We start from the raw sequence: 20,152 nt of genomic DNA on the forward strand, positions 1-20,152 counted from the left end.
GCCGGACCGGTAATTTTAAGTGAAAACTGGTCCCCGGCCCCTGACTCCGAAAAAACCGATTTTACCCTTGACCCGGCTCTCGGGGCTGCGTATCATCTGCGGCCTCTTCACGAGATTCCCCCTTAGTTCAGTCGGTAGAACGGCGGACTGTTAATCCGTATGTCGCTGGTTCGAGTCCAGCAGGGGGAGCCAAATTTTGCTCCGCACTACTTGACTTATCCACCAAAACGGCTGTTGCCTTCCTCGAAAAACCCACATTATCGTGCCTTTACTCTATTCTCCGACGGTGTCGATATACCGCGCGGAAATTTCGCATGTATTTTTTTAAGTGTTTGTTTTTAAAATAATTATTTTTTGCCTACTTTTTTGTCGACTTATCCGGGAAGCCCGCCCCGCCTGGCTTTGCACCGGTTGCTTCCATCCAGTCCACAGCCTTATCCACAGAAATGGTGGATAACTGAGCCAAGCCCTTCGGGCACAAGGGCTGCGCCCGTTGTGCATAACCTTTTGAGTCTGGTCCACGGAAATCCCCCCTCTTGACAACCGGAAAAGACCGGCCCTCGCATTCTGTCGCCCGCCGCGATTTTTGAAAAAATGCGTCGCTGAAAGTGAAAGAATATCGGCGGGGTTTGGGTGTCGCGGGGAATGATAAATTTATCAAAATAAGCGTTACGGATGCTTGATTACACCAAAGCTGTTTAAGGCCGGTTTTGTGCCGGGCGCCTTAAACAGCTTTTGTTGTTTTGATGTTTACCAGCCGACGGGGTAGGCCTTGACCGCCTCGATATCGGCCAGGGCGTCGACCTCGGCTTTCATCTGCCGCTGGCGGGCGTGGATCAGCCCGCCCTGGTGCACGATGACGGCGTAGAGTTCGCGCAGTTGCGCCAGGGTCATGGGCTGATCGAGGTTGTCGGCGTCGGTCCAGTAGCCCAGTGGCATGGTATCGGCCAGCAGCACGGCCTCGATGCGCCGCCGGCTGATGGGATCGGCGTCCCACTGGGCGCCGAGGTGCTCGACCGTGGCGTGCTCCTGTTGGTCACGCCACTGGTTGATTTCGGTGTGTTTGGCCGCCCGGTGGCGGTGGATGGCCTCGGGATCGAGCTGCCAGCCGCTGTCGATCCAGATATCGTCCTCGCCCGGCTTCAACTCGGTGTCAGTGTCCGGTAGAGGCCCCAACTCGGTCACCTCCCGGCTTTCCCCTGTCAGCTTGCTGTAGACAGTCTTGCCTCTGTGGTCTTCGATGTAATCGGTGCCGCTGCCGTCGGGCAGGGCCAGCACCGCCTGGTCGGGCTGGGGCGGCAGCGGCTGGGCGGTGATGGCGTTGCGCGGGATATGCCAGACACCGCCCCGAAAAAGCGCAGCGTGGGGGCCGCTGATGATCTCGCGGGTGGAGGGGTCGTAAGTCCAATACTGGGTGGTCATGTTGCAGTCCTTAGATTTCGATGATCATGGCGCGGGCGATGGAGCGGGGGCGTACTCTCCCCCACATGTCCGGGCTAGCGCTGTTTGACGTCGTGGGGCTACCGACGTAGTAGATAGTTCTGACGCTGCCGTCGGGACTGTCGACGTGGCATTGGGACAGATTTCCGATCCCTTGCGCTGCTGGAGCTACTCCGTTATCTCCAGTGATGTGCGTCCCCTCCTGATAACTGTTTATTGCGCGACTCGGGTCTACCCCGCGCCCGTTATCCCACACCCGCAAAAATTCGCCACGGATGTCGCCGGTATTGATGTTTGCACCGGTGACCAAGTGCGGGTACTGACGGGCCAACCGCCAATAGACAGCGGTCGGCAGATCCTGGCCCATTTCCATCACCGCCCGCTCTGGCGCGGTTTCCGCCAGCCACCAGGACGGGCGACCAGGCACGTTGCCATAGGGTATCCACCACCACGGCGCACTGTCCAACAACCAGCCGTCGTGCCGATTAGCGGGGTCGTTCGGGTCTTTGCCGACGCAGGTCATATCCGGGCCGGCATACATCTCCCAAATGCGCAACTCACCGTCGACCAGGGTGGTGCAGGTTTCACCGGTGCTGTAGGTGCGGGTGGCACTGTAAGGCGCGAACTGGCCGGTGGCGCCGGCGATGGCCTGAATGGCGGTCGCCAACTGGTTCAGCTTGGTCTTGTCCGGCGCTACGCCGGCGGCGGTGAGCACCGACAGCAGCTCGGCCTGGATGATGTTGAACCACTCCGGGCCCGGGTAGGTTGGCGGCACGCCGGGGGCGCCGGCGGTAAACCAGCCGGGGCTGCCGGCGGCGGCCAGGGGTGGCATGGTGGCCACGGCCGAATTGTTATCCACCTGAAACATGCTTACTCCTCGTAAACGTAAATGAATTCCTTGTGGGCCGGCTTATAGCGGTCCAGCAGGCAGGGCAGTTCGCCTGCCTCGTACACCTGCAACGGCACCAGGCAGTGGTCCAGGCAGGTTGCCGGGCGCGATTCACTGGGGCCGATGTTCACGTACACCCGGTGGCGGTCTGCATCCGGGTACAGCGGATGCAGACAGTCGCGCAGGCAATGATGGGCCAGGTTCGCGCTCAGGCTAATGTCGTAGCCGTAACCCGCCGCCAGCGCCCGGTAATAGTTGGCATTGAGCGAGCCGGTCATGGTCAACTTGGCGGCCACCGCCGCCTGGCGGTCCCGCACCAGTTCGGTGCCCAAATCACACTCGGGCAGGCCGGCAAAGGCTTCCCACTCCTCCAGCAGCATAAAGGCCCGCTCGGGCACCAGTTCCGCCACCAGCCGGGCGGCATCAGCATCGACCCGGGCCAACCCCTCGTTCAGGCCCAGCAGCAGCAACCCCAGGGTGCCCTCTTCATCCCTGGACCAGGCCGCTCCCGGCGGCAACAACGCCAGGGCGGCACGCTGGTAGTCAACCGCCGTCATAGCCATGTGATAGTCCCCAGGGTGATGATCTCATCATGGGCGGCCAGCACATCGCCGGTCGGCCAAGTCAACGTGTGGTTGCGCTCGCCCCGAGCGTTGGCGATGGCGCCTCTGATCTGGGTCAGATAAAGCTGTCCGCCGGGCTCTGTATCCAGCACCAGCGCCTGCAGTGCCGCCGTCACCTCGGCACGCACCTCGGGGGTATCCGGCGTCAGGCCGATTTGCGGATTCATCGGTAACGCCTTGGGCGCAAACAACACAAGTTCGGCCTCAGCCGGCTTGCCCTGCCACTGGTTGGTCACCGGGTTCTGGTGGCCGTCAATGTGCGCCCCCACCCGGTCCAGATCGGCCTGGGTGGGCAGAATGTCGGCCTGGCCGTCGAGCACGCAGGTCAGGCCCACGGTGCCGCCGCCCTGATACAGGGGATAACACCAGGCGCGGGTAATGCCGGGCACTTCCCGCGCCCAACGTTCATAGTCATGTTTGGCACCACCATGGGGCGGGTATTGCACACGAAACAGCAGCCGTTCCACCAATTCCCCCAGGGGTTCAATATCGGTGCCGCCGGTCAGGCCGGCGGCATCCACGGTCAGGGTGCTGCGCACCCCGGGCACTGGCGACACCAGTTGCAACACCACGCCGGCCGGGGTATTGCCGGCCACGCCCGGTTCCACCGCCAGCAGCGGTACCGTTACCGGCTGTCCCGGCGACAGCAGGGTGGCCTCGGCAACCACAAACTGCCCCCCATCGGGCCGTTGTAGCGGCGTGCCTTCGGCCAGTTCGCCACCCTGGTCGGCCAGGGCCACTGCACTCCCTTCGGACACCTGCGCCTCTTTGCGCCACAGGCCCCAGAACCGGCAATGCTCAAGCAGGAACTCTTCATCCGAGAGGTGCGGCACCACCTGCCGCGCCACCCAGGCCAGGTGCTCATGCAGGGCCTTGGTATTACCCGCCTGAGCGGCGGCAATGGCATAGAGCACCTTTTCCTGGATACGAGCGTAGGAGCGCGGCAACCGGCTCTCGATATCAGCCTGGGTACGGGTCAGCAACTCGCTCAGCTTGGGGGCGGCATAGGCCATTTACAGGCTCCTTAAACGGGTGGTAAAGCTAAATGGCAGCGGGCTGCCATCGGGCAGGGTCAGACGGATGGTCAATCGCAAAACGCCCTCTACGGGGTTGCTGGCGACTACATCCACCGCCCGCACCAGTCCATCCTCCCGCAACCAGGCCAGTGCCTCGGCCGCATACTGCTCGGCTCTTTGCCGCACCTCGCGCATTTGCTTCTCCCGCCCCAACAGCCACAGGCGGGAGCCAATAGGGCGGGCCCGGTAGCTATCGGCCCACCAGCCGCGCCGCTCTTCTCCCTCGGCCAAGGGATCGGACAACAGCGCCCGGCGGTCGGTAAACAGGCTGATCACCACCGCCGTGGCCAGGCTGTCGTCGGTCAGCAAGTCGGCGCCCTGTTGTACTATGGCGCCACTGCCGTCCTGCCAGACCAGGGCAATATCCGTCATTGGGGGCCTCCCGAACTGCCATCACCAGGCTGCACCTGGTCATGGGTATGGTTTTTGCCACTCACGCCGTCCGACACATGATCGGCGGCGGCGCTAACGCCCAGTATCTCCACATCACCACCGAAGCGGGTTTGTGGCGTGTCAAAGAACACCTCCTGCTCGGCCTGCACCTCAAACCGGCGGCAGCTCAGTATCGCCACGCCCTCTTTGGTCAACCGCAGCATGTGCCCCTCATGGTGATACAGCACCGAGTCGCCCGCCTCCAGGCCGGTGGGCCTGTGGCCCTTGTGCTCCACCGCCAGCGCCACCAGGTGCTGCCGCTTGCCGCCCACCGCTACCACCACTGCCTCAGCGCCGGCCAGCGGCACCGAGCTGTGGCCATAATTCTGGAACCGCTCCACCCCGTCGGCGCCTTCGCCCGCCAGCAAAGAAAGCTGCAGGTTCTGCCGGGCAAAGGCGTCGTCCACCAGCCGCACCACGGCCCGGCTCACCATCAGCCGCAGCCGGCGCTGGAGCGGCCCCAACACCCTGTTCAACACCCGTTCACTCATAACCACAATTCCTCCTCGCGCTGGGCCACCCGTTCCGGCTGAGCCAGTACATCGAAGCCGGCGCGGGGCATCAGGGTCAAATCAGCCACCGTGCCCTCCTCATCATCCAGCCCCAACTCCACCGCCGTCACCAGCAAGGTGCTGTCCGGGTGACCGGCCTCCGGCGCCTGCACCCGCACCTGCACATTGGGCAGCCACAGACCCTGGCCGTGGCGCCAGCCCTGCACCCGGGCCCGCACCGGCTGGCCGTGGGCCATGGCCCGGCGCTGCTCAAAACGCACCCGCGCCTGACCTCCGCCACCGTCCAGATTGTCGTCCGCCAGCAGCACGGTCGGGCGGTAGCGGTCAATGGCCGGGTCGGTCAGGTCCACCCGCACCGCCGTGGTCTGCTCGGCATCCAGCTCCTCGCCCCACTCGCCGCCCCCAGCGGCGCTGTCACCAAGCAGACGCCACAGGCTGAAGCGGTCTTTCCAGCTATCCTTGGCTTCGATGCGCAACAGGTTGTCCCCCAACACCAGGGCCGTTTCCAGCACCTCGCTCCCCGCCTGGGTAAACAGCAACTCGCCAGTCGGCGTACTGGTCACCAGCACGCCCCGGTGCCTGGCCGCCCGGGCCAGGTTCTCATATACGGTTTCGCCCGGCTCCAATTGCCACTGGGCGAAGGCCTTGGCCGCCGCCGGATCCGACACCTCCCAGCGCACCGCCACGCCAAATGGCCGGCACAGATCGGCGGCAATGGCCGCCAGCGGCCGGCTCCGCCACTGGCCGCTGGCATGGATGGCGGCGCAGTCCACCAGATCGCCGGTCTTGTCGCGGCCGCTCAGGCGAATGGTACGGGCCTTGGCCTCGGTCAGGCGCTCAATCTCATCCACATAGCCGGTGATGACCGTCTCGCCGCCAATGGTCAACCGCATGGGGCGCCCGGCCCCCAGTTGGCCCGCCTGATCACCGGGGCGCAACGACACCCCCAGCGAAAACTGGCCGGCCATGGCCTCCAGCGAGCGGCTCAGCCGCACCGACTCCCAGCCACTGAAAATGCGCCCGCCCAAAAACAGCTCAACGGCCTCCACGGATCACCTCCAACACCACCCCGCTCGGCAAAAACGACGGATGACGCACCCCGTTACGGCGCACCAACTGCTGCCACAAGCGGGCGTCCCCCCCCTCCCGGTAGGCCAGCACCAGGGCCGGCATGGTCTGGGGCAACGTCAGGCTGGCCGCGCCCGGCAAGCGAGTACCCCGTTGCTGCAGGTCGGTTACCAACGCCAAGCGCAAGGCGCGCAGGCTCCGCCAACTGCGGATCCATCCCGCATCCGCACTGTCCATCGCCGCCGACTCCAGGGTGGCGGCCAACTCCCGCTCCAGCCGCTCCACATCCTGCCGGGCCTCCAGCACCAGAACCGCCTCAGACTCGGCCCGCCCCGGTCGCAATGCCTCCACCAAGGCATTGCTGGCCGCCTCGGCCTGGCCCGCCAGTGCCGCCTGGCGCACCAGCCGGTGCAGGGCCTGTCGGTTGTGCTCGGCCCGGGGCCGCACATGGTGCCCCCCACCGCCGCCCAGGCGCGCAAACAGGCTACGATATACCCCAAACAAATCAGCCGGTCGGGCCAGTGCCTTCAGCCCGTCCAACTGTCCCAGCAAGCCACCGGCCAAGTCGGCCGGTGCACGCACCAGGGCCAACACCGAATTTTTCAACCGGCCGCCCTGACGCAGCAGTTCCCCCACCCCGGCCACACCACCCAGGCTGCGGATGCCCTGGCTCAGACTATCCAGCACCTGAGTCACGTCATCCATGGCCAGCCCTTCCAGCGCGACGTCGCCCTCCACGTCAAAATCATCGGCAAAGTCGGCGGCCATGGCCTCATGGCTGGCCGCGCCCGCCTCGGCCACCACCTGGTTGCCATCGGTTTCCACCTTCGGTGCCGGCTGTGCCTCGGCCGGCAGCACGGTAATGGAAAAGGTCGCACTGCCCCCGGCGCGGCTAGACTGACGCAGCCGAAACTGATCCACCTGCACCTGCAACATGCCCCAATACGGGTGCTCCAGCTCGCCGGGCCCGGCGGCTTCCAATGCCTCCAGCAGGGCATCGCGCTGTTCCAGGTAATCCGGCCCCAGCACCACCGCCTCAAAGCTCCACTGGCGCATGGCCCGACCCAGATCTTCCGTCCTGCCGTCATCCTTGTGCGGATACTGGTGGCGCACCACCCGGCGCCCCCCTTCCAGGTCATCGCTCTGCAGCCAGAACGGCACCCCCCGAAAACGGCCCTGTCCCGCCCCCACTTTTTCATGCCAGCTCATCCGCGCCCCCGCAAATAGGTCATGCCCGTGTCCACGTTCACCTCCATCCCGCCACTGCCCTGGGCCCGCACCGGTCGCACCCGCATGCCCGGATCCGCCTCAATCTTCACCGTGACTTCACCTTCCTGTTTCTCCAGCGCCGCTCCGGCCCTGGCGCCCAGCCAGTCACCCACCAGGCCGCCCAGCACCGAGCCCACGGCGGTGCCGATGCCCGGCGCAATCACGGTGCCAATGGCCGCTCCCAAGGCACTGCCGCCCATGCCGCCCAGAATGCCGCCTTTGTCGGTTTTGCTGGCGTCGGAGGCCAGCACCGATCCCGTGGCCACCAACCCCACGGCCGCCCCGGGCAGGCCGCCAAAACGGCCAAGCCGGCCCAGCCAGCGCGCGCCCCTGGCCCCGGTGGTCATGCCATTGGTCACCGCCGGCACGGGCGGTCGAACGCCGCCCCGCCCCTTGCGTCCCCGTTTGCCGCCTCGGCCTTTCCGGCCAGTGCCACCGCCACCGCCCATGGCCACCGGCCAATTGGTCACCACTACCGGAATGGCGCTCGTTACCGCCCCCGTCGCCAGGGTCGCCGCCGGCCCCACGGCCGCCCCCTCTCCCGAGCGACGGCCCCGGGCCCAGCCCCAGGCCGAGCGGCCCGCCTGCACCGCACCCACCCCCTTGCTCACCCCCCAGGTAGCCATGCGCAGCGCCTTATTGCCCAGGTATACCGCCGCCAGGATCTTGGCCAAATTGGCATAGCCGCCGGCCATGTCGGCCACCGCACCCACGCCACTGCCCACCTGTTGCAGCACCTGCCACAGGCCCTGGCCCGCGTCCTTGGCGGCACGCAGACCCACCACCAGCTCTTCCGACACCGTTTTGGCCATCTCGTCCAGGTTGCCCGACTCCCGCAGCTCGGTCATGGCGGCCAACACCCCCGCCAGCTCGACCTTGAGCGCATCAAAGGCGCCGCCGTCCATCACCTGCTTCTGCAGCAGGGTCCACTGGTCCCCCAGGTTGGAAGTCAGGCCGTCCCAGGTCTCCATCTGCCGGGCGGCCGCCCCCGCCGACTGCTTGCCCATCTCGTCCAACAGGGCGCGGATGGCTCGCCGGCCCAGCCGGCCCTGAGTTGCCATCTCCTGCAGTTTGGCGGCGGTCAATCCCGTTGCCTGAGACAGCAGATCCCACACCGGCACCCCACGTTCAATCAGCTGATTGGCTTCCTCCGTTTGCAGCTTCTGTTTGGTCCAGGCCTGACCAATCGCCAGCACGATGCCTTCCAGCTCCTGCTGGCCGCCGGCCAGTTTGGCGGTCTGGTCGACAATGGCCTGCATGGAGCCATCCATCGGATCCAGGCCCATGGCTCTCATCTTCACGAAGGATTTCGTCACCTGCTCCACCGAGTAGGGGGTATCGGAGACGAAGTCGGTGATCCAGTCCATGGCCCGGGCGCCGTTCTCCGCGCCGCCGGTCAGCTCATTGAGCATGATCTGGTAGCGTTCGAAGGTCGCGGCCGTGGCCACAAAGGTGCGGTTAAAACCATAGGCCAGGCCCACCCCCGCCAGCGCCGCCCGGTTGCCGATCCGGTCGATGCCGTCCGACGCCCGGGTGGCCGAAGCTCCCAGGCTGCCCAGGGAGCGGCGGGAACTGCTGGCCATCTGCTGGATGGACTGACTATAGGCCTGGGCCCGGCGGGAGATATTGCCCGCCAGATCCACATAAATGCTGGCTTTCAGTTGGGTCATGACTTAAACACCCGTTGATAGCGCACAAGGCGGGAAAGCGTCTGGCGAAAGGCCCACTCGGGCCCGCCGCCACATTGCACCCCCAAGATCAGGGCGGCCTGCTCAATGGTCTCCCGGTGCGCCATCAGCTCGCCCCCGGTCGGCGATCTCCCGGGCAAGCAACGCATCGCGGGCCACCACCTGGGCGTTCAGCAATTCCAGGTCATCCGGGTGCAGACTCTTCAACTGACCCAACGACAACCCCTGCAGTTTGCCCACCCGTTTCACCTGGCGGCGCAACAACTCGGTACCCATACGCGCCGGGCTCGACACCAGCACCGGGCCGTTCGGCCCCAGCATCAGCTTCTCGCTGGCCTCCTCGGCCTCGATAATGTCGCCGGCGGTCAGCTCGCGCAGCTCCACCCGGTACTGCATTTCCGCATCAGCGTCCTTGCCGAACGGCAGGCCGTGCTTCAGTTCAAACTCCATTTACGCCTCCTTGCATTCCACCGCCGCCATTTTCATGTCCACTTCACCCTTGTCGGTCAGGGTGGGCGGCTCCGTGGTCCAGGCATTGGCCAGCATAAACACCTGGCCGGTGTCGGCCTCGAACTCCACGGTCGCATCCACCAGGTCGCGCAGCTCCAGCAGGTTCAGCTCCTGGCCATAGGCCAGCTTGCACTCCAGGGTGGCCTCCACCGGTTCTTCCTGATAGCCCAGCACCCGGGCGCCCTTGACCACGTTGCGGTTCACCCCGCCGGGGTTGAGGGTGCTGCCCTCCAGGGTTGGCCACTCACGGCCATTGGCCCGAATAAAGGCCCTGCCTTGATATTTCATGTCGGCTCCTTACAGCACGTATTGCACGGAATGGGCATATACCCGGAACTGGTTCACCAGGTTCTCGTGGCTGAGCACATCCAGGCGGTTGCGGTCATTGGCGTTGCGCTCCACCACCAGGGTGGATTTGAACGCCTCGAAGTCCTCCACCAGCCCCCGGGTTTCCAGCTCGGTAAACAACGCCAGCAGCTCGGTGCGGATGATTTTGGGGTCACGATGGCCTGCCCCGGCCCCACCCGAATGCCGTCGTCCGCCAGCTTGTGGCGCGGAAACTTCTGGTGATGCGGTGCGCACCGCATAGCGATATAGCTGAGGGTGGCGATGGTGTTCACATCCAGGTAGCTGGGGTCCGGTCGCCGTAGGCATTCTCCCGATACAAGGTGATCAGTCGCTCCAGCCGAACCTGGCCGCCCGCATCCACGGTAAAGTACTGATGCCGTCATACAGCAGCAGGTTGCGCTCGGGCAGATCCCAGCGGTCGGCGATGGCCGGCGGCAACAGGCCGATCAACGGCAGCGTCTGCAGCGGCCGCGCCGGGTCAATCCCCAGATGGTAGCCGCCACCCCCGCCAGCACACTGGCCCATACCCAGGGGGCTTGGGGCGCCAGACCGGTACCGATGCAGCTGAACAAATGATCGTTACGGCTCAGGCCAAAGGTGCTGGCCTCGCCATGGGTACCGCGCACCGCCATAAAGGCCACGCCGTCAATCTGGCGCAGCGGCCCCCAGCGGCTCAGCAGCTCGTCGCGCAGGGCATCGAGTGAGGCGGTATCGGTGAACGGGTTCACCAGGTAATGCCACCATTCGTCGCCTAGGGCGGCCAGCGCCGGCGCCAAATCGGGGCTGCCGGCGCCACCGGCCATGGCCACCAGGTCACCGCTACCCCCACCGGGGTGCGCTCGTCGGAGTAATAGTTCAGGCGCAGTCAATGTCGTTGCCGGTCAGTCCCTTCCAGCGGGCGGTCAGCACCACCTCGCTGGTCTGTGCGCCGTCCACCGCCGCCGTGACCGGCAGCTCGGCCATGGCATTGATGGCCGCCGCCACCCTGGTGGCCAACACCTGGGCGGTATCCCCACCGCCACGGCCACGGGCACCCGATGACCGGTCATCAGCAGGGCCAGTTGGCCCCGCTTCCGCCGCCGTACCGGCCAGCTGAATGCGACCGGTGGCCGCCGCGCCGGTGGCGGGCTCGTCCACCGCCAGCGCCCATACCTCGCCATAACTGTTGGCCTGGCGCAGCGCCTGGCACTGGGCCGCCAGCATGCTGCCCCGGCCAAAAGCGGCCGCGCCCTGGTCGGTGCGGGTAATGCGCACCGGCACGCCCGGCGGCCACCTCGCTGCCCGCCAGGCGCTGGCCCAGCACCAGGGTCTTTTTGCATCAGGGTCGGGGTGCCGGTCACCGCCCCCGAGTTATCGAATTCCACATAGGCCAGCGGCACCCGCAGGTTGCCCGGGATCTCGTTAAATGACACCGCCATCAGTCCGTCTCCTTGCCGGTTCGCGCCCGGGGCGCCTTAGGTTTAACGTCAGTTTCAATCACATCGCCGTCACGCAGCCGCTTCAGCCAGTAGCTGCTGCGCGGCTTGCGTTCTCCTTCTGCCGCCAGCGGCGCCAGGGTCAGCGGGTCACGCACAAACCGGCCCGGGGCCGGCTTCACAAATACCTCAGCCATCATTGCTCTCCAGGGTGATATGGGCCTGCTGGTCCACGGTGGCGGCATCGCCCCGGGGCCAGGTCTGGTAATGGGTCTGGAACTCGTCAAGGGTGGTCAAATCAACCACCGAGGGCAAGCGTCATGTGGCTGCCAGTACAGGCCGTATACCGCCACCCCGGCGCCGCTCTGGGTGTCGGACCAGAGGTTCTTGATGTCGCGCAGGGTGAAGCCGCAGCGGCCACCCGCTGGCCATTGAAGCGGGCCACCAGCCGCTCCAGCAGTTGATAAATGCCCAGCTCCCGCTGGCCATTCAGCACCCGGGCGGTCACGAACATGGCCCACTGGGCATCCAGTTCGTCGGGGCGGCGGCCGGGCCGTCCCCCCAGAAACGCCAGGTACACCGACGGCGGGGTCTGTACCAGGCGGCGCACGGCGTCGTCGTCCCAATGGCCGGGGTGCGACTCCACCCGCTTCACCGTGGCGCCCAGGGTGTCGCGCACGGCAGCCAGCAGCTGCTGCTCGGCGTCGGCAATCATCAGATGAACCCCCTTCGACCGCTGACGACCGAACACGCTGCCGGCCGACACCAGTTGGGCGCCATTGTCGCCCGCCGGCTGGGTGCCCTGCTCGGTCAGCCCCAGGCTGACCACACCCCGGGCCACCTGCTCCAGCCAGCGCACCGCGTCTTCATAGTCTTGCCGGGCCTGGTCGGTGGCTCGGCCCTGTTCCAGGTAATAGCGTGCCAGCACACAGCAGATACGGGTCAGCACCACCGGCACCGCCGCCAGCGGCAGCCGGTAGCGGGAGGCCAGGTAACCGTCGATGGTAGCCTGGGCATCGCTCAGGGCTTCGGCCAGCACCGCCTCGTTCAACTGGCCGCTGAAGTCGCGGCTGGTGAGGGTGGCCAGCTCGTCGGCGCCGTAACGAGCCTGCATCTCGGCCAGGTCGGCGTAACTCACTCGGCCTCCCCGGCCTTATGGGCCTGCCAGGCCGCGTCCCGCTCCGCCGCCGTCACCTTGTGCCCGGTCAGCCGGGCCAGGGCATCGAGTGGGGCAGGCCATTCACGGTAAAGTGCGCCGGGTCGGCTGGATCCAGCGCCGCCAGGGCCTGGGCCAGGGTCAGGCGCTCACCCAGTGGGTCAGGCTCCACACCCCCGCCCGCGTCTGAATCGCCAGTTGCTTCTTCGAGGCCGGCCACCAGCAATAGGGGTCGTTGGCCACCTGCTGCCACTGGGCCGGCGACAGCGCCGACGCGCCACCATTGTTCACCCGGGCGCCATGCACGGCCGCCACGGCGATAACCAGCCGGCGCCACACTGCGCACCACCACCGCCTGATCCTGTTCCAAATCCTTGTTATCCCATGACATGAATCCACCTGTTATGCCTTCACCGGGGCCGCCAGGCGGCCCCACCTTATGCCGCCGGCTTAGTCGAGCCAGGGCACCACCATCACCTTCACCGCCTGATAGTTGGGGTTGGAGGCACCGTTGGCCTTGGTTTGCGTTTCAATCAGCGCCTTGGCCGCGGCCCGGTTGGACGGACCGACCACCAGCACACTGGGGTTGATGCCGAGCGGCCGGCCCTTATCCGACTTGTGCGCCATCATGCCCGCCACGGCGCCGTCGAAGTTGGCTTCGTCCAGGGCCGCCTTGGAGGCGAACGCCTGCTGCCAGAAGCCAAAGCCCACGTTTACCCGGGCGTCCACGCCATAGAGGTACTCGTCGGCCATGAACACATGGTCCGAGGTGCCGGCATCGGTCTTGGCCAGCAGCCGGTAGTCGCGGCGACGCTGGAAGATCAACGGCTTGAGCGGTCGGCGGGTGTCGAGCAAGAACCAGGGCTTGCCGGCCCCCTCTTGCAGGTTGGCCACGCTCTGCTCCTGGCCCTCCGGTCCCACCGGGTGATCGGTGTCGAAGAAGAACTGGCCGTCGTAGCACTTTTGAGCAAAGCCGTTGGCCAGCAACGCGAACACCATCTCGTCGGGATGGGTGGCGGCGGCATAGCCCATGTCGGCGAACTTGGGCATCAGCACGCCATAGGTGTCGTCTTCGATGTAATCGGCCGGAATGCCTTCGGTGGCCTCGAACTTCTTGTTCTTGATGCTGTAGTCGTGGGCCTTCATGCGGTTGATCTGGCGGTCGCCAATCCACTCGCGCAGGCGGGAAAACTCGCCCAGCCAGGCATAGTTCTCCTGGGCCGTGGTGCTGGCACCAGGGTGGCAATCTCTTCCCACAGCGGGCGGTAACTTTCACGGCCCTGGTTAAAGTGCAGTTTTACCGCTGTATAAATCGCCGTTAAGGCATTGCACTGATATCCATGAAACACTCCTGATAAACGGAACTTAAACGCCCAGTTCAACCCAGACGCCGTCGGCGTCCACCTGAACCAGCTTGCCGGCGGTGGCCCGGGTGCCGGTGTCATCCGATACCGACACCGTATTGGCATCGGCGAAATACACGGTGGCGCCCACATTGGCCACGGTAATGTCGCCGGCTTGGCGAACTTGAACTCGCCCACCTCCACCTCGGCGGTCAGTTCCCCATCCAGTCCGGCGCCGTTGTCGGCGGCAGGGTCACCATGCCCACGCAGCTGGCGGTGCCCAGCACATTGGTGAGGTAGCCGGCGCCAGCACCACCGGCTCGCCGCTGATAGGCGATGCCGGCCTTGACGGATACGCCCGCTTGTTGCCTGTACGTTTGGCGATCATTGCCTGCTCCTTTGCGTTGATAAAGCCTCTTCACTCAGCCCGTGCCTTGAGCACCGCCAGCTCTTCCTCGGTCACCGGCCGGCCTGGTCTCTCTCTTTCTTGCCCTGGCTGCCACTGAGGGCCGCCAGAGGCTGGCGTTGGCTGAGCATGGCGCTAAAGCGCGCCACCCCCTGCTGACGGGCGAACTGGCCCAGGTAGTCTTCTTCACAGGCCAGCACCGGCCTTCGCCCTGCCTGGCTGATTCAACTGCTCGGCCTTGTCGGTGTCGCTGGCGGCTGAGCACCGCCAGTTCACGGCCAGGGCGTCGTAGGTGGCCTTGGGCACATAGCGGCTGAGATCCACGCCCTTGTCCTGGGCAGAGAGCGCGGCCACTCTGCCCTCCAGTTTCGGTGCTCTTTTGGGTCAGGGCGTCGAGGGCGGTCAACGCCGCCGGCCCTGCTCCTCGGTGGGGGCGGTGTCGGCCGGCAGCTCGATACCGAGCTTGCCCAGCAGTTGGCAAAGCAAATCGTTCATGGGGTTTTCCTCCGCAGGGGGTAATAAACGGGCGGCCAGGCTGGCAGGGAAGCCATGCCCACCACGCCCGGATCATTGGTGATGGCGGCCATGCGCAGCTCCAGCGGCCGGCCGGTGTCGTCGTAGGGAAACACCGCCGACAGAAAGCGGTATTCGTGCCGCTCGATAAAGCCCTGAGCCCGCTCGGTCCAGCGTGGCTTGATGAACAGCCCCTGGTCCTCGCGCCACTGTATTTCGGCGCCGTTGAACCAGCCGGCCGCCGGGGCCGGCTTGCCGTTTTTGGCGGCATGCAGGGTCTGGTGCTCGTAGTCGATCAGCAGGTCCTGGCCCAGTGCCTGGGCGCGGGCAATCAGCCCGGCGGCGATGTCGCCGTCGAGCTGCCAATGGCCGCCGGGCACATCAAAGGGCCGGCCATCACGGGCCTTGAAACGCCCGGCCGGCAGCAACTGGTGCCAGCCGTCGTGGCTGTCGGCCAGCTCGGCGGTGAGAATGGCCAGGCGCTCGTGCTGACCGGCGGTCAGCACGGCCAAAGGGCAGGGGGTGAGAAAGCGGATACGATGTTCATGCCGCCAGTATCGGCGGCGAGGGGAGTCAGGCGGGTTTATTAGGGCGCAAAGAAAAAGCCACCCTGGGGTGGCCTGTATAAAAAGCGAGTTCGCCGGTTACAACCACAGGTCGTCGTCTTCGTCGTCCTCGTCTTCTACTTCCGGAACGGGCTCTCCGTTCAACACCGGATCGTCAACCCGCACATACCATTTGTCCAGCAGGATAAACTCATCCAGGCAACGCCATGAATCGCTTACGCCAAAGGCATCGCAGATACGGCCACCTACTACCTTGTCTTTCTCAAAGGCACTGATGCGACCGAGCAGGATCTTATCTCTGTCCACCCGACCAACATACAGCGTCACTCCAACCCTGATATTGGACTGCGCCTGTGCCGCCGGCATAAACAGCAACTGCTCATATTCCTTGGCCTGAGCAATGCCCGCCCACAGCATGAAAATCAGTGTCAGTATTCTTGTCATCGGTGCATTCCTTGTTCTGGTTGAAACAAAACTACTGCTCTTCTATCTCGGCCAGCTCGGCCCGAATAACCAATGCTGACTTAATGTCACCTTTGAGCTGCCTGGCATTAATACGCAAGCGCACGGGCTGACGACGCCACTCCCCCTCCTGCAGTGCATCCAGGTAACGTCGTTCCAGGGTATTGTCCTGTACCTTGGCGATAAAAACGTCGCCGGAATCAAGACTTTTCACCTTCACCTTGAACGTCATCCGCCCAGCCGGTACCAAGGCCAGTGGCATCGATACAGATGCGGTGACAGCGCTCGAACCAGGGCCACAGGATGGCTTCCTGCTCCGATTTGCGCATGTTTTGCAGGCACTCGACGTGCCGCGTGTACAGCACGTCACCCAGTTTCTCTCCAGTATCCACAGCACGGTAAGGTCTTTTTTACGGCCTATATCCACACCGGCAAACAGTGTGCCCCCTTCCTGCTGCTGCCAGTTGGCATCGGCGGGGGTACTCGGCGGAAGCGATCAGGTCGTACTCCAGGAACGCCACATCGTCATCGGCCGGATTGCACATGTACTCCTGTTGGAACGACTCCTCGTCTGCACAGCCAGCGCGGACAAAATCAAAATACGCAGCCTCGTCCATCACCTGCCGTTCGTCATCGGCCGGCAGCATCTGTTGCAGCTTGAAAAGAAAGCCCTGCTCCAGGGCATCCCTGCAGGGTTACCCGGTGCAAGCTGATGTTTTTGGGGTTGCCGTGCTCGCGCACTTCACGCACCAGCTCATTGAAAAAATTATGGCTGCCCCGGTGAGTAGAGATCACTTCCATGCTCCCGCCCCAGGTGATCCCCGGATAGGCGATGGACCAGAGTTTGCGCGGGTCGGGGTGCAGGGCGAACTCGTCGAGCACCCGGCCACCCCGTTTTCCCGCTTGGGCGTCAGGATTGGAACTCATGGAGTGAATACGCCGGCCACTGGCAAACTCCAGTACATAGGCGGATATTCTGCTGCTCTCATCTATCACGATTTGGCCCAGGTCTTTGGCGGCCATACTCATGATGCCCGCCCACATCTTGCAGTCCTCAATAAACAGCCGGGCCTGCAAATCGTCGCGGCTGCTGACCCACTGATCGCGTAGTGCGCCCTGGGCGGCGGTACGCTCGTCACAGGCATACGCGGTTGACCAGGACAACCCTATCTGGCGCGATTTTTCCATTAGCTTCAGACGACTGTCGTCCTTAATCCACGCCGACTGATACGGCAGAAAAATGCCATCAGGATTAACCGGTATACATTTGGCGTTGCCTTTGCGCTTCATCAAACTATCCCCAACGCTTCACGAATCGCCGCCTTGGTCTCTTCGGTTACGCCCCCTGGTTGGGCATGGCTTCCAGCTTGGCGCGTTGTTCATCCCCAGCAGCTGTTGACGGATCTCCTTCTCCCGCCGGTGACTGCTCATGGCCGCCGCTTCCAGGCGCTGGGCGCGAGCATGGCGTCTTTCACCATGCCGATGTCCACCTCTTCATTCGGGCTTTCGGCCTGGCGCATCATGGCCTTGAACAGCTGGGTGCGGCCGATTTCCAGGATCATGCGGCTGAGGTCGCCGGTAGGTTTGTCGCCCAGTTGCGAGACCAGGGCATTGGACACCTCCCGCAGTTCGCGCAGGTCCTTGCCAATGGATTCAATGCGGGTGGCGTAGCGGTTGAGCCCGGATCGGCTGAGCTGCATGTCTTCCGGCAGGTTGTGCTGTTCGATCAGGTCGTTGATGCCGTCGAGAATGTCCTGCTGGGTGAGCCGGCCGTCGCGCAACATGGCGTCCAGCTCCCGGCGAATGGGCTCGGGCAGCAGGTCCACCTTGGAACGCCCGGCCCCGGGTGGGTTTGTCGGTCATGGCTCAGTCCCCCCGGGGGCGCTTGATGCCGGGCACCCGAGCGCGGCCGGTGGCCACGTCTTCGCCCGGCCGGTGAGGCTGGCCACGCGGGTGCCCATCACCTGCTCCAGGGTGATCAGGCCCTGCTCGGCCAGCCAGGCCAGTTGGGTACGGGTTTGATCGCGGCTGATGGGCACCGCACAGCGATTCACGCCGTCGCACAATATCGATTCGTTCAGGGCCTGACCTGCTTCCCACAACAGGCGCAGGATCACCAGCCGTTGATGCTCGGTCATCAGTTCAGCCATCGCCATTAGCTTTTCTCCTTTAATTCATTTTCCAGCAGCAAATCACTCAGCCGCTCCAGCCGGCTCAGCACCGGGCGGATTTCCTTGAGATCGCCGCGCAACTCGCTGACCTCCAGCCGCAGTGCCGCCAGTTCGTTGTGACCGGGCAAGTCCGATACCTTGGCTTCCAGATGGGCCAGTCGTTGCTGAACCGCCGTCATCTCACCATTCAGTGCCTGGGTTTCTTCCCGCTTGGCATAGGTTTTACCCAGCAGGCTCAACCCCACGGTGCCGACCAGGCTCAAGGCGGCCAGCACCGGGGGCCAGTTATTGGCGATAACGTCCCACACGAGTAGCCTCCTGCTTTTCTCGGATGTGCTGGCAGTCGACGCAGCGCACGGCATTGACCCGCGCCACCCGTTCGGGCGGGATGGCGATTCCACAGGCCAGGCAGTAGCGGCCGTGGGCATCCTGATCCGGGCGCTCCTGTGGCCGGTTACGGTGATTGGCCAACAGCCGTTCCCGCTCCTCGGCCTCCAACTGGCTGGCCCGGTCGAATATATCGCTCGCTCACGGCTGACCCCCTTGGCGATAGCGCCCAGCACACCGGGCAGTTTCTGGCCGCTGCTTTGGGATAGGGGGCGAAGCCGTCGAGGGTGCGCAAGCCGATATAGGCCCAGCAGGGGGCGGCCAGCAGACTCGCCACGGCGATCTCGGCTCCCTCCTCGGCCAGGCCGCCCAGGCGCGCCGCCTCCGCCGCCAGGCAATAGAGCGCGGTCAACCAGAACGAGCGCCGGGCCAGCAGCGGCCGGGTTTCGCGCACCAGCTCGTCGCTGGCCTGGTCACCGCCACGGATGGTGGCCTGGGTTTGCTCATGCTCGGCCTGCCGGTCCTGCAGCCGGGCCAGTTCCCGATCCACCTCCAGCCGCAGCGCCTCGCTCTCGGCCTGGGCATGGATGCGGGCCAGCTCTACCTGGTGCTCCGCCGGCAGCCCCTGGATGACGTTGGCCAGCGCCTTGGTTCGGTCGCCCGGGCTGATGCCCGCAACGTTGCCCACCTGTTCGGTGAGGGTGGCGATAGTGTCGGCGGTAGCCTGGGCCTTGCCGCCCAGCAGTTGGCCCACCGAGCGCAGCAGACCGGGGCCGTGTTCAGTGGCCAGCCGGGCAATGCCGGTGGCCGTGGCGATCAGGGATAGCGGTTCCATATCAGGCGGCCCTCCGCTCATGCTGGCCAACTACCTGCCAGCAGGCATCGGTCAACTCTCTTAAACGGTTGTGCCAGCCCTCGATAAACACACCCTGAGCGGGCTTGGTACGCAGAATGCGGGCATAGAGCCGGGCGCGGCGCAGATTGAGCCGGGCGATCAGCCACTCGGGGTCGGCGCCGGTAACGGCGGCGCGGGTTTTCGGGCCCACCAGGCCGTCGGGTTTAACCCCGGCCACTTCCTGCAGCAGCTTGATGGCCACCAGGTAGCCGTGCTGCACGGCGGCATCGAGTACCGCAAGCGACACGCCGTCTTGCCATTCATGGCAATGAGCCGACTTCCAATAGTCCCGGTGATAGAGAAACACCGCCCGCTCGCGGCTGAGGTTTTTAATGTCTTCATGCGGGTAGGCGCGTTTGGATATGCCGTGTTTCGTTTCGCCGCCCGGATCATTCGGGTGGATGATGTAACCGCCGTCGGGCCTGAAGCTGCCCTCGGCGGCAAGAATAAAGGTCACGCCGTGGCGAAACGCCTCGCCGTAGGCCGGATTGAATGCGAATACAGACATGACAGAGGCCACTTGGTGAACAGGTGGCCTCAGGGTAACGGGGGGAAAGACTCAGGCGGGTTTATTGCGCGTTAAAGGGGCCGAACAGGTCAGGTTGCTGCCGGCCCCGGTGCAGGGCGCGCTGCTGCCGCAAGATGGCGTAAAGATGGGGCTGACTGAGCCGGAATTTGCTGGACAACTCGTCCATGTTGCGGCCGTTGAATTCGGCCCAGATCATATCATCGCGCAGGGCGTCTTTCAGCTTGTCGCCGGTGGGCAGGTAGTAGACCCGCCCCCCCAGAAAGTGCGCCACCGCCCCGGCCTGCTTGCCGGCCATGCGCCGGGCCTGATCGGAGGCCAGCCCCTGGCGCTCCAGCTCGGCGGCCATCACGTCAATCAGCTCCGCCAGGCTCTTGGGCCATTTGCTGCCCAGCTCATCCTCCGGCAGTTGATCCATTGCGGTCCAGCAGTTGCCCCAGTTGCTGGTGCTCGTCATTAAACAGCTTGCGTTGGTGCTCCATGGCACCTCCCCGTTCAGTCTCAAACATAACCTGAT

Annotated in this window: 35 protein-coding genes and 1 tRNA gene; 1 reads left to right on the plus strand and 35 read right to left on the minus strand. The window is 64.7% G+C overall.

Going from position 1 to position 20,152, the window contains the following annotated elements; translation table 11 throughout:
- The first annotated feature begins 116 nt into the window (after positions 1-116).
- Positions 117-192 (plus strand) — tRNA-Asn (locus AN401_RS11145).
- Positions 193-750: 558 nt separating this feature from the next.
- Here the strand turns inward: AN401_RS11145 and AN401_RS11150 are convergent.
- The 35 genes from AN401_RS11150 to AN401_RS11280 all read right to left on the minus strand — a co-directional run bounded on the left by AN401_RS11150 (position 751) and on the right by AN401_RS11280 (position 20,053).
- Positions 751-1,422 carry a DUF4376 domain-containing protein gene (locus AN401_RS11150; protein WP_096779395.1) on the minus strand — a complete coding sequence of 224 codons (672 nt, stop codon included), beginning with the start codon at positions 1,420-1,422 and terminating at the stop codon, positions 751-753.
- 10 nt (positions 1,423-1,432) lie between these two features.
- Positions 1,433-2,308: a hypothetical protein gene (locus AN401_RS11155; protein ID WP_096779396.1), complete on the minus strand. Its 876-nt coding sequence runs from the start codon at positions 2,306-2,308 to the stop codon at positions 1,433-1,435.
- Between the two features lie 2 nt (positions 2,309-2,310).
- Positions 2,311-2,892, minus strand: coding sequence for a YmfQ family protein (locus tag AN401_RS11160; protein WP_096779397.1), 582 nt, complete (start codon positions 2,890-2,892; stop codon positions 2,311-2,313).
- The gene (locus tag AN401_RS11165; protein WP_096779398.1) at positions 2,883-3,965 is read right to left on the minus strand and encodes a baseplate J/gp47 family protein; all 1,083 of its coding nucleotides are present in this window, start codon (positions 3,963-3,965) and stop codon (positions 2,883-2,885) included. The genes AN401_RS11160 and AN401_RS11165 overlap by 10 nt, the downstream gene beginning before the upstream one ends.
- Positions 3,966-4,400: a phage GP46 family protein gene (locus tag AN401_RS11170; RefSeq protein ID WP_096779399.1), complete on the minus strand. Its 435-nt coding sequence runs from the start codon at positions 4,398-4,400 to the stop codon at positions 3,966-3,968. It lies immediately after the preceding gene.
- Positions 4,397-4,951 (minus strand): phage baseplate assembly protein V, encoded by a 555-nt coding sequence (locus tag AN401_RS11175; RefSeq protein ID WP_096779400.1) that lies wholly within the window; start codon positions 4,949-4,951, stop codon positions 4,397-4,399. The genes AN401_RS11170 and AN401_RS11175 overlap by 4 nt, the downstream gene beginning before the upstream one ends.
- Entirely contained in the window at positions 4,948-6,021 is a 1,074-nt protein-coding gene (locus AN401_RS11180; protein ID WP_198401720.1) for a phage baseplate assembly protein, read from the minus strand. Before AN401_RS11180 ends, AN401_RS11175 begins: the two co-directional genes overlap by 4 nt.
- Positions 6,008-7,249, minus strand: coding sequence for a DNA circularization protein (locus tag AN401_RS20295; protein ID WP_096779401.1), 1,242 nt, complete (start codon positions 7,247-7,249; stop codon positions 6,008-6,010). Before AN401_RS20295 ends, AN401_RS11180 begins: the two co-directional genes overlap by 14 nt.
- The gene (locus AN401_RS11190; RefSeq protein WP_096779402.1) at positions 7,246-8,979 is read right to left on the minus strand and encodes a tape measure protein; all 1,734 of its coding nucleotides are present in this window, start codon (positions 8,977-8,979) and stop codon (positions 7,246-7,248) included. Before AN401_RS11190 ends, AN401_RS20295 begins: the two co-directional genes overlap by 4 nt.
- A gap of 102 nt (positions 8,980-9,081) precedes the next feature.
- Positions 9,082-9,447: a phage tail assembly protein gene (locus AN401_RS11195; protein ID WP_096779403.1), complete on the minus strand. Its 366-nt coding sequence runs from the start codon at positions 9,445-9,447 to the stop codon at positions 9,082-9,084.
- On the minus strand, positions 9,448-9,795 hold the full coding sequence (locus tag AN401_RS11200; RefSeq protein ID WP_096779404.1) for a phage tail tube protein: 348 nt from the start codon (positions 9,793-9,795) through the stop codon (positions 9,448-9,450). It lies immediately after the preceding gene.
- Positions 9,796-9,804: 9 nt separating this feature from the next.
- Positions 9,805-10,161, minus strand: coding sequence for a phage tail sheath C-terminal domain-containing protein (locus AN401_RS20300; RefSeq protein WP_269769018.1), 357 nt, complete (start codon positions 10,159-10,161; stop codon positions 9,805-9,807).
- A gap of 18 nt (positions 10,162-10,179) precedes the next feature.
- A complete protein-coding gene (locus tag AN401_RS20305; RefSeq protein WP_269769019.1) occupies positions 10,180-10,305 on the minus strand; it encodes a hypothetical protein in 126 nt (41 codons plus the stop codon).
- On the minus strand, positions 10,302-10,658 hold the full coding sequence (locus tag AN401_RS20000) for a phage tail sheath subtilisin-like domain-containing protein (protein WP_232513455.1): 357 nt from the start codon (positions 10,656-10,658) through the stop codon (positions 10,302-10,304). Before AN401_RS20000 ends, AN401_RS20305 begins: the two co-directional genes overlap by 4 nt.
- Before the next feature lie 52 nt (positions 10,659-10,710).
- On the minus strand, positions 10,711-11,115 hold the full coding sequence (locus tag AN401_RS20005; RefSeq protein ID WP_198401723.1) for a hypothetical protein: 405 nt from the start codon (positions 11,113-11,115) through the stop codon (positions 10,711-10,713).
- Positions 11,116-11,272: 157 nt separating this feature from the next.
- A complete protein-coding gene (locus tag AN401_RS11210; protein WP_096779405.1) occupies positions 11,273-11,467 on the minus strand; it encodes a DUF2635 domain-containing protein in 195 nt (64 codons plus the stop codon).
- A gap of 101 nt (positions 11,468-11,568) precedes the next feature.
- A complete protein-coding gene (locus AN401_RS11215) occupies positions 11,569-12,408 on the minus strand; it encodes a phage protein Gp36 family protein (protein ID WP_096779406.1) in 840 nt (279 codons plus the stop codon).
- A gap of 67 nt (positions 12,409-12,475) precedes the next feature.
- Complete coding sequence (locus AN401_RS20310; RefSeq protein WP_269769020.1) at positions 12,476-12,598, minus strand: hypothetical protein; 123 nt, start codon at positions 12,596-12,598, stop codon at positions 12,476-12,478.
- Positions 12,568-12,765 (minus strand): hypothetical protein, encoded by a 198-nt coding sequence (locus tag AN401_RS11220; protein WP_096779407.1) that lies wholly within the window; start codon positions 12,763-12,765, stop codon positions 12,568-12,570. The genes AN401_RS20310 and AN401_RS11220 overlap by 31 nt, the downstream gene beginning before the upstream one ends.
- A 111-nt stretch (positions 12,766-12,876) precedes the next feature.
- Positions 12,877-13,683: a Mu-like prophage major head subunit gpT family protein gene (locus AN401_RS11225; RefSeq protein WP_198401724.1), complete on the minus strand. Its 807-nt coding sequence runs from the start codon at positions 13,681-13,683 to the stop codon at positions 12,877-12,879.
- A gap of 108 nt (positions 13,684-13,791) precedes the next feature.
- Positions 13,792-13,929 carry a hypothetical protein gene (locus AN401_RS20010; RefSeq protein ID WP_198401725.1) on the minus strand — a complete coding sequence of 46 codons (138 nt, stop codon included), beginning with the start codon at positions 13,927-13,929 and terminating at the stop codon, positions 13,792-13,794.
- Between the two features lie 52 nt (positions 13,930-13,981).
- Complete coding sequence (locus AN401_RS19785) at positions 13,982-14,191, minus strand: hypothetical protein (RefSeq protein WP_157772232.1); 210 nt, start codon at positions 14,189-14,191, stop codon at positions 13,982-13,984.
- Positions 14,192-14,228: 37 nt separating this feature from the next.
- Positions 14,229-14,375 carry a hypothetical protein gene (locus AN401_RS19790; protein WP_157772234.1) on the minus strand — a complete coding sequence of 49 codons (147 nt, stop codon included), beginning with the start codon at positions 14,373-14,375 and terminating at the stop codon, positions 14,229-14,231.
- Positions 14,362-14,529, minus strand: coding sequence for a hypothetical protein (locus tag AN401_RS19795; protein ID WP_157772236.1), 168 nt, complete (start codon positions 14,527-14,529; stop codon positions 14,362-14,364). Before AN401_RS19795 ends, AN401_RS19790 begins: the two co-directional genes overlap by 14 nt.
- A 137-nt stretch (positions 14,530-14,666) precedes the next feature.
- Positions 14,667-15,194, minus strand: a complete 528-nt coding sequence (locus AN401_RS11230; RefSeq protein ID WP_157772238.1) for a phage protease — start codon at positions 15,192-15,194, stop codon at positions 14,667-14,669.
- A 138-nt stretch (positions 15,195-15,332) separates the two neighbouring features.
- Positions 15,333-15,698, minus strand: a complete 366-nt coding sequence (locus tag AN401_RS11235; protein ID WP_096779409.1) for a hypothetical protein — start codon at positions 15,696-15,698, stop codon at positions 15,333-15,335.
- A 31-nt stretch (positions 15,699-15,729) separates the two neighbouring features.
- Positions 15,730-15,948 (minus strand): hypothetical protein, encoded by a 219-nt coding sequence (locus tag AN401_RS11240; RefSeq protein WP_157772240.1) that lies wholly within the window; start codon positions 15,946-15,948, stop codon positions 15,730-15,732.
- Positions 15,949-16,346: 398 nt separating this feature from the next.
- Positions 16,347-17,006: a terminase large subunit domain-containing protein gene (locus AN401_RS20015; RefSeq protein ID WP_198401726.1), complete on the minus strand. Its 660-nt coding sequence runs from the start codon at positions 17,004-17,006 to the stop codon at positions 16,347-16,349.
- Positions 17,007-17,143: 137 nt separating this feature from the next.
- Positions 17,144-17,542, minus strand: coding sequence for a phage protein Gp27 family protein (locus tag AN401_RS11250; protein WP_232513290.1), 399 nt, complete (start codon positions 17,540-17,542; stop codon positions 17,144-17,146).
- 33 nt (positions 17,543-17,575) lie between these two features.
- The gene (locus tag AN401_RS11255) at positions 17,576-17,872 is read right to left on the minus strand and encodes a VpaChn25_0724 family phage protein (RefSeq protein ID WP_232513291.1); all 297 of its coding nucleotides are present in this window, start codon (positions 17,870-17,872) and stop codon (positions 17,576-17,578) included.
- Positions 17,872-18,195, minus strand: a complete 324-nt coding sequence (locus AN401_RS11260) for a DUF2730 family protein (protein ID WP_096779411.1) — start codon at positions 18,193-18,195, stop codon at positions 17,872-17,874. The genes AN401_RS11255 and AN401_RS11260 overlap by 1 nt, the downstream gene beginning before the upstream one ends.
- Positions 18,173-18,385, minus strand: coding sequence for a TraR/DksA C4-type zinc finger protein (locus AN401_RS20390; RefSeq protein WP_408645701.1), 213 nt, complete (start codon positions 18,383-18,385; stop codon positions 18,173-18,175). Before AN401_RS20390 ends, AN401_RS11260 begins: the two co-directional genes overlap by 23 nt.
- Positions 18,342-19,049, minus strand: coding sequence for a hypothetical protein (locus AN401_RS11270; protein ID WP_096779413.1), 708 nt, complete (start codon positions 19,047-19,049; stop codon positions 18,342-18,344). The genes AN401_RS20390 and AN401_RS11270 overlap by 44 nt, the downstream gene beginning before the upstream one ends.
- A gap of 1 nt (position 19,050) precedes the next feature.
- Positions 19,051-19,617 carry a glycoside hydrolase family 108 protein gene (locus AN401_RS11275; protein WP_096779414.1) on the minus strand — a complete coding sequence of 189 codons (567 nt, stop codon included), beginning with the start codon at positions 19,615-19,617 and terminating at the stop codon, positions 19,051-19,053.
- A gap of 61 nt (positions 19,618-19,678) precedes the next feature.
- On the minus strand, positions 19,679-20,053 hold the full coding sequence (locus tag AN401_RS11280; protein WP_232513292.1) for a Mor transcription activator family protein: 375 nt from the start codon (positions 20,051-20,053) through the stop codon (positions 19,679-19,681).
- Positions 20,054-20,152 lie beyond the last annotated feature (99 nt).

The sequence above is a fragment of the Zobellella denitrificans genome (assembly GCF_002407485.1).
GTDB lineage: Bacteria > Pseudomonadota > Gammaproteobacteria > Enterobacterales > Aeromonadaceae > Oceanimonas > Oceanimonas denitrificans.